Raw genomic sequence first — 6,812 nt, forward strand, 5'->3', positions numbered from 1 at the left:
ATTTCAAAACACCTCTTTCTTTTTTTATTATATCATTGTTTAGATTTTGGTGTTCCTACTTTACTATAGCACTACAGGCCCGCCCTGATCCTCTGTCATTGGATTGAACACATCTTCAAATTTATATACTGATGCATGTGTCCCTGTTGTGAACCCGCTCATTATTCCTATTGGATCAATTGTATTAAATGTTGGTGCATAGAATTTTACCGCATCTGATACGAATGCCGCTCCAGCATCTGATGTTGTTGTAGGTGCTGTTATTGTTGACGGGTCTACTTTTATAAGGATATCTATTCCTTTTGTTTCAAAGTTTTCCGATACTTTTACTATTCCGGCATTTATAATGCTTGGTATTTTATAATTTGTTCCTCCATATGATACCTCTGTTGAGCCTGTTATCCCTCCGGCTATACTCATTGTTCCGCTGTTTATTATTGTTGATCCCCCTCTTAATACTACTGCACTGCTGTTATTACCGTTTACTGCTATTTCTCCCTGATTGTCCAGTGTTGAATTTATATTCAGCATTATTCCTGTTGAATCATCGTTATTTAGTGTTATTATCCCGTGGTTTACTATTTCTGATGTTTTATTACCGTAGATTCCTATTGAATTCTTTCCTCCAAGTGTGATATCCCCGTAGTTTTCCACTTTGCTGTACTCTGCAAATATTCCTATTGCTCCCTCAGAGTTGCTTGATATATTCCCATAGTTCTTCATTGGTGTTTGTGCCTTTTTTGTATAAATTCCCACTCCGTTTGCACCTATTGCGATATCCCCGTGGTTTTCCAATACTGAATTATCTGCATATATCCCTATTGCATAGGTATTTTGTGCAGAATCATCAGGATCAATTATTATTGAATCTCCTACAGATATATTTCCAATATTATTTATGCTTCCACCATAATTATAGATTCCCATGTTAGCCTGACCGGCTGTTCCTGTTATTGCCGCACTGTTTGTTATTGTCCCGCCGTTTTCACTGTAAATACCCACATTGTTAGAGCCTGTCATTGTAACTTGTCCGTTATTTGCTATTGTTCCTGCTCCATCTGCATATATAAGTACCGAATTCTCACCTAACGCCGCCGCTGTATTGTTTACCAGACTGCTTCCTGACTGTATTACATAAGCATAACTTCCGTCACCAATTGCAGTCACACCGTTATTTACTACATTTGCTCCGTTTAATGCATATACTCCTACTCCGTTATTTGCTCCTGTTTCCAATGAAGAACCTGCATTTAGATTCACAGTTCCCCCGTCGGCATAAATACCTGTTCCGTTTGATCCTGCTTTTATCCGACCATTTTGTACTGTAGTTCCTGACTTACTGTATATCCCTATTGATGATATTCCTGCTTCCACTGTTCCGTTGTTTGCTATTATATTCCCGTTATTTTCACTGTATATTCCTATTGATGGATTTAGAACATTTGTTGAATTCCCTACTTTTATTTCTGCTCCTGAATTATTATTTACTGATACGGAATTTGCACCTGTAGAATATATCCCTATTGCTTTATCACCGCTTAGATTAATTATTCCTCCATTTTCAATAGTTCCTGTTATATTATCAGAAAACATTCCCACAGAGTCTGAACCTGTTCCTGTTATCGTTCCGGATATATTCTTTATATCAGTTCCATTTTTCAAAACTATCCCCTGAGAACCTGTTCCCAGATTGATAGTTCCGCTGTTTGCTGCCGAAGACCCGGTTCCTGATGTCATTAATCCTGCTGAGCTGTTCCCTGTTGTTATAGTCCCTTTATTGCTTATTCTTGATCCATTTTTACCGTATATACTTACAGAATTATCTCCCAAAGATATAATTCCGTTGTTTTCCCCGTCTGTATTCGCTGTCATTCCAGCGGGAACAGTTCCTGTGTACTGCCCGTCAAGAGATATTGCAGCTGTATTTACTGCTCCCGGATTTGAAGTAACAGTAGATCCGTCAAGATATACTGCTGAATTTTTTCCTGACACAAGTGTACCGTTTGATGCCAAGCTGCTGTTTCCAGTGTATGTTACAGCTCCTTGAACTATATTTCCTAATGTATATGTAGATCCTGCTGCTGCAGATACTGTAAAATTGTTATTTATTGTTGTTCCTGCTGCTGTATCCATATTAAATAATACTGCATTCTGCCCGTTTATATCTATATTCCCGTTTCCTGTCCATAAATTGGTATTCCCGCTAAGGTATAATCCCAGTGCATTATCACCATGAAGATTTATATTCACACCATTTAGATACAAGTCACTGTCTTTGGCATAAATACCCACTCCGTTTTTACCTACAGTTATAGTCCCGGCTCCTGAAACCTGTATTTTATCTGTATATACTCCGATTCCGCCGTCTGAAGCCTCTACATCTATTATTCCCGATCCCAGATTCAGAACTGCATCACTTACAGCAAGACCTTTATTATTATTCAAATATATTCCCACAGCCTGTGATCCAGCATTAGCTGTAATTTGCCCTGAGTTTGTTACATTTATTTTCTTATCTCCAAATAAAGGCTCATTGGCAGCATCCTGAAAGCTAACTGCATAAATCCCTACACCTTTATTTCCTATTGTTATATTTCCTGTATTTGATACCAGAGAACCATTTTCTGCGAATATCCCCACACCTTTTGTTCCTGTTATGCTTAAATTACTGTTGTTAGTATTTGTCCCGTAATTAGTGTAAAGTCCCACGGAATTATCTCCCGATAAGTTTATTGTCCCGTTATTAACCGCAGAAACATCAGCATTTGAAATAATAGAAGCATTAGCACCACTTTTCATTGCTACTTCTCCGGCTTTGCTTCCTGCAATAGTGTATCCTGACATTAATTCCGACTTGGCTGAGATAAGCGAAGTCTGTACATAGTCATCTGTAGGATTATCCATATCAACATTTTTATTTATAAAAAATTGCCCTTTATACTGAGATAATTTTTTATAATTTGTTGAACTTGACGGATCAATATTTTTACCTGTTACACCGGGCAATGCATTCAGATAAACAGGAGCTGACGGTTCTGCCAGCATTAGCAGTGTCGAATTATCTTCCATTTTTACTGTTAGATTATTAATATTCAGATAATCTGTCAGTGCTGTTGTCCCTTTTGAGTAAAATGCCGTCCCCCCGCTTTTTATATGAGCTGTTGTAGCTCCCTGAAAATTTACCTGAGCACCGCCTTCGTTATAAAACAGCAATGATTTATCACCAACTGTAAGATTGGCATTGTTTACTATTGTAACAGCACTTCCTACAGTTCCGTTACCTTTTGTGTATAGTCCCACTGCGCCGTTTGCAGCTTCTATCTCTGCATTATTTGTTATTTTGACTATATCATTATTATTATATAAAGCTACTGAATTTTCCCCGCCGATTTTTATACTTCCTCCGTTTTGTCTGTAATGAATATTCGCAGTTGTTTCTCCCGGAAGTATTTCGGTATTTAATGCCATACCGTTATTTTTTGTAATATATACACCTACAGTATTTTTCGAACCGTCAGGCTGCGCATCATAGTTTAATGCTGTTCCGTCATTTAATGTGACAGAATATGCATTATTGGTCATATTAGTTACTATTCCCTCATTATCTATTGCCTGAGCCGCGTTAGTATAAATTCCTGTTGTTCTGTCCACCATATTTCCAGGTGTTCTGATTTCTATTTTTGACCCGGTTCCTAGATGAACTACTCCCTTTCCTCTTCCGCTTGTATTCCAGCCGGGTGCTCCGTTAGAAGTTCCATCAATAACTATTAATCCATTAGTTCCAGCCCCGGTCTGATATATTGGTATATTCACTTCTTCATACAGCCCTGCTTTCAGAGCAGATCCAATTGTAAAAACCAGTCCGTTTCCATTTTCCACAATAATCTGAGAATCCTTTGCCGGATCATTTGTTGTATTATCATTCATTATTACACTTCTCATGCTGTCAGTAGATTCTACTATATTTATACCTGTTGATTGTCCTCTTACTACAATTATTCCCGGATCTATATATTCAAGTGTGTCGTTATCTCTTGAATCCACAAAGCAGCATCTCCATAACTGAAGCCCCTGTGATCTGTCTTCTGCTATTACATTCCCTACTCTTCCGTCTGATGAATGACTTAAATATGTTCCTTCTGTATCTTCGAATTGCATCCATACTGCCTGCTTCACTCTTACTATTCCATAATTTTCTATTTTTGTATTTTCTGCATAGCTTCCTGAATAATAGTGTATTCCCATAACAGATCCTACATCTCCGCCGTTATCCGCTATATTGGTAAATATATTAAATTCTCCGTTATTTACAAATGATATAGGGTTGGCGTTCTGTGGTCCTGAAAAGTATCTGTTTTCATTTAATACACCGTGAAATGTATTAACCTGAGTTACTCCTCCGCCGCCATTTCCTGTACCGTCATAATTTATTTCAATTTTCCCGTCATTAGTATAAGATCCTTTATATAATTCCACACCAGTTTTATTCATTAAGCCGGAAGTGCTGTTTACATTATATACAAGCTCTCCTGTATTCACTTCATTAGTCCCGTTTACAGATGTAGTTACCGATACCGCATGAATCGGACTTGAAAAATATGTTGCTCTTGGCCAGTTAATAGAAATTTTGCTTAAATCAGGAGGTGTTACTGTACCTATAGGTGAAAAACTCTGTAATTCTATAGTCTCGCTTATTACTGGTATTTCTATATTCGGACTTATAGTACCCGGTGTAATATTTATCTCATTTGCAGGAGTTACTGCTAAATCCAAAGTATTCTTTGTTATTCCCTTTATATTAAGACTTACTCCTAAGTCAACAAATTTACTTTCTTCCTTGGGTTTATACGGTTTGAACTTTCCGTCTGTTGTCGTATCACCATAAAGTGATGACTGACCATCTGCCAGAGTACTGTCTCCGTTAGCTTTCTGCGGATCTGAATAATATTTCGCATTGGACAGAGTATTGTCTCCTTTATTCTTTTCATTATAAAATCCGGAAAAAAATATCTGCCATTCGAGATATTCTGGTTTTACTACATAATCTCCCTGTTTGTATAAATCTTTTAACTCTTTATTTTTTTGTTTCAGTATATTCTCTATAAGTTTGTAATTATTGCTGTTTGATTTTCCTGTTTCCAAATTTTTTATCATATTATTATACATTTTGTCTGTTTTGCTTTCTGCAGCTTCTCCTGGTAGTACCGCTAAACTATTCAAAGCCAGCAGCATAAGCAGCTTATTATTTACTTTCATTCTCTCTCCTTCAAAATCGGATAGTTCAGAGCAGTTTCCCGTTCTTACTTCCTCATTAAATCACTGGATTTACCAATAGTACTTTTCCACTTATTTCCTAATATCCTTTTTATCACTCCCTGCATATGAATTTTTTTATTTTTCCAGAACATTGTTCCGTTTTTTGTAATAATTAAAAGTAACAATAAACATACAAAACTCATTTTCATCGTTACTTTCAGCATTTAACTTTTAATTATAATAAAATTTTCTTCACTCCCAAACATAACTTCATGTTTAAATCCCTTTATAAATAACTCGGAACTTTGTTTCATTATATGTATTATATTCCCATTTTTTTTATTTGTCAATAAAAATTTTACGAAAATAAAATTATGAATCACCTGTTAAAAAAACTTTGATTTCCTCATCAGTAACATAAAGTTAAACTTTTTTAATTATGATAAATCAAAAAAATATTCTATAATTAAGACAAAAAAAATTAGGAACAAAGTTCCAAAAAAATGTCAGATAAAAAATATTATTATAATATTGATTTTCTATAAAGGAGATAACTATGTTAAAACATGAACTTAAAGGTAAGATTGTTGCTGTAGCAAGTAACCTGTTTAAAGAAAATAATTATGAAGATGTTTCTATCAGGGAAATTTCACATTTATCCGGAATTTCCATTGGTTCTTTTTACCGTTACATAGGATCAAAGGAAAAATTATTTGAAATTTTCCATAATGAGCTGAAAGAAAATGTTATAGAAACAGTCACTGACAAAACATATAATCTAAGCGGAATTCAAAAAATAGAAACACTTTTCAATATATATATTGACACTATTTACACTCACGGATATAAATGTACAAGTTTTTTTCTTATGCTTTCAATAGAGAATAAAAAGCTCTTTCGCTCCACAAAAACTTTATATACTTTTTTAAAAAATTATGTTAACGAAGCTTTCAATAACGGTGAATTTAATAAGAAATATGACTCTGATTATATATTCAGTTCTCTCTATTCTTCTATAGGAGGAACAGTACTTGACTGGTGTACATGTAAGGGAAATACTAATCTGAGAGAGAATTTTGCACTGACATTTAATATACTAATCAATGAATTTAAGAAATAACAACCTTATTTTTACATGAACTATGTTCTTATTTATATCATCCAAATATGATATAATAATATTATATTATAGAAAGGGATAGATTTATGAAAGACAATGGAACAAAAAGTAAAATTATAGCAGCTGCTGAGGAATTATTTAAGCAGAAAGATTATGAAGACATTGCTATCAGGGAAATCTGTCAGTTAGCTGATATTTCAATAGGAGCATTTTACCGGTATATGGGTTCTAAAGAAAAGCTTTTTAAAGTTTTTCACGTAAAGATGGGAACCGAAATAGCAAGACTGGTACTTGAACAGACTGATAACAAAGCACCTGTGGATAAAATTATTATTATTATAAATATATACCTTGATTTTATATGAGCCTGTGATAAAAAGTCTGTAAATAAAAAAATCTTTTTATGATAAACTAAAAACAGGAGGACTTTATTATG

3 protein-coding genes are annotated in these 6,812 nt (G+C 34.7%); 2 read left to right on the forward strand and 1 reads right to left on the reverse strand.

Translation table 11 applies throughout. The annotated features are described in order from the left end of the window. Nucleotides 1-63 precede the first annotated feature (63 nt). Nucleotides 64-5,256, reverse strand: coding sequence for a hypothetical protein (locus NK213_RS18520; protein ID WP_253352010.1), 5,193 nt, complete (start codon nucleotides 5,254-5,256; stop codon nucleotides 64-66). 556 nt (nucleotides 5,257-5,812) lie between these two features. Here NK213_RS18520 and NK213_RS18525 point away from each other — a divergent pair. Both NK213_RS18525 and NK213_RS18530 read left to right on the forward strand, forming a co-directional pair. Next, nucleotides 5,813-6,376 (forward strand): TetR/AcrR family transcriptional regulator, encoded by a 564-nt coding sequence (locus NK213_RS18525; protein WP_253352015.1) that lies wholly within the window; start codon nucleotides 5,813-5,815, stop codon nucleotides 6,374-6,376. Nucleotides 6,377-6,462: 86 nt separating this feature from the next. After that, the gene (locus tag NK213_RS18530) at nucleotides 6,463-6,741 is read left to right on the forward strand and encodes a TetR/AcrR family transcriptional regulator (RefSeq protein ID WP_253352017.1); all 279 of its coding nucleotides are present in this window, start codon (nucleotides 6,463-6,465) and stop codon (nucleotides 6,739-6,741) included. Nucleotides 6,742-6,812 lie beyond the last annotated feature (71 nt).

This window comes from Sebaldella sp. S0638, from assembly GCF_024158605.1.
In the GTDB taxonomy this organism is placed as follows: Bacteria; Fusobacteriota; Fusobacteriia; order Fusobacteriales; family Leptotrichiaceae; genus Sebaldella.